This window comes from Microcystis sp. M53598_WE2 (assembly GCF_030067735.1).
Classification (GTDB): Bacteria; Cyanobacteriota; Cyanobacteriia; order Cyanobacteriales; family Microcystaceae; genus Microcystis; species Microcystis aeruginosa.
On the sequence record NZ_JASJFE010000642.1, the window covers coordinates 1 to 1,637 of the forward strand.

Below are 1,637 nucleotides of genomic sequence, written 5' to 3' on the forward strand. Positions count from 1 at the left end.
CGTGGGGGTAGGGTGTGGGGTGTGGGGTGTGGGGTGTGGGGTTTTACCCATTTTCAGGGAAAAAGTCCAGGAATTTTCCCCCCAATCACTCCAATTGTCGGCAGTTTTTGAGGGAAAAAAAGTCTAAAAACCTTATCCAACAAGGTTGTTAGATTTATTCAGCAAACCCCAAGTAGTTTTTCCATAGCTAACTGACAGTCCGGATGGGAGGACAGATAAAAACGATTGCATGGTATGATAGGGGTTTTGGAACTATTGTTTTAGGTCAAGATCATGGCGAAACGAATGCAGGTTATCCTCAATCAAAAAGTCAGCAAATTAGGTGAAAATGGCGATGTGGTGGAAGTGGCCCCCGGTTATGCGCGCAATTACCTTATCCCCCAAGGTGTGGCCGTTTTAGCCACCAAGGGCGCGATTAAACAGGCAGAATTTAGGAAAGAAAAAGAGCGTCAACGTCTCCTCGCTGAAAAACAAGAAGCGGAAACCAGAAAAACTGCGATCGAAAAACTCAGTCCCTACAGCATCCCTAAACAGGTGGGTGAAAACGAGGCCATTTTCGGTACTGTCACCAGTCAAGATGTGGCTACGGTTATTCTAGAAAATGCTAAATTAGAAATCGATCGCCGTGGTATTACCGTCCCCGATATCGGTCAATTGGGAGTCTATAAAGTACAAGTCAAACTCCATCCCGAAGTTAATGCCGATATCGAAATTAAAGTAATTGCACAATAACAATTGTCGGGGCATAGTTATCAGTAATCAGTGAAAATTTATCAGAGCGATTAACTAGCTGATGGCTGCTAGCTAATAGCCATTCACATCTCAAAAACTATGACTCATCCCACGGATATAAAAACCCTAGCGCGCTGGATGGCGGCGGATTTTAGTAATCAAGAACAAGCTTTTGCTAATCCGCCTTTTTTTGCCCATATTCGCGTGTGTATGCGCCCTTTGCCCGATGAATTACTGAATGGAACCAGCTTATTTTTAGAGCAGGCCTACGATTTTATGCTCAATACTCCCTATCGTTTGCGAGTATTTAAATTATCGGTAGTCGATGATCATATTGAACTAGAAAACTTTAAAGTTAAAGAGGAAGCTAACTTTTTTGGTGCTTCTAGAGAACCCCAGCGTCTCAAAAATCTCACCTTAGACTTGTTAGAACCGATGCTGGGTTGTGATATGAATGTCACTTGGACAGGTAACAGTTTTAAAGGGGTGGTGAAACCGGGTAAACAATGTTTAGTCTTTCGCAAAGATAGAATGACTTATTTAGATAATAGTTTTGAAATTAGTGAACGGGGATTAATTAGCGTTGATCGCGGTTTAGATCCCGAAACCGATCAATTAGTCTGGGGTTCGATCGCCGGTCCTTTTGAGTTTGTGCGTCGCGCCAGTTTTGCTGAGGAAGTGTGAGAAAAATTATCGGTTTTTAGCTATGAAAATCGCCACATGGAATGTCAACTCGATTCGCAGCCGACAAGAGCAGGTAATTAACTGGTTACAACTCAATCCCGTTGAGGTTTTGTGCTTGCAAGAAACTAAGGTAATCGATCGAGATTTTCCCAGAGAAGCTTTTGAATCTTTGGGTTATCATCTCTATATTTCTGGACAAAAAGCCTACAATGGTGTGGCGA

Annotated in this window: 3 protein-coding genes; all 3 read left to right on the forward strand. The window is 42.7% G+C overall.

All coding sequences use genetic code 11. From position 1 onward, the window contains the following. Positions 1-273 precede the first annotated feature (273 nt). Entirely contained in the window at positions 274-732 is a 459-nt protein-coding gene (gene rplI, locus PX636_RS13025) for a 50S ribosomal protein L9 (RefSeq protein ID WP_002763634.1), read from the forward strand. Positions 733-831: 99 nt separating this feature from the next. Continuing rightward, positions 832-1,416, forward strand: a complete 585-nt coding sequence (locus tag PX636_RS13030) for a chromophore lyase CpcT/CpeT (protein ID WP_004163270.1) — start codon at positions 832-834, stop codon at positions 1,414-1,416. Positions 1,417-1,438: 22 nt separating this feature from the next. Beyond that, positions 1,439-1,637 (forward strand): endonuclease/exonuclease/phosphatase family protein (locus PX636_RS13035; RefSeq protein ID WP_288117516.1); only part of this gene is annotated, 199 nt, incomplete at its 3' end.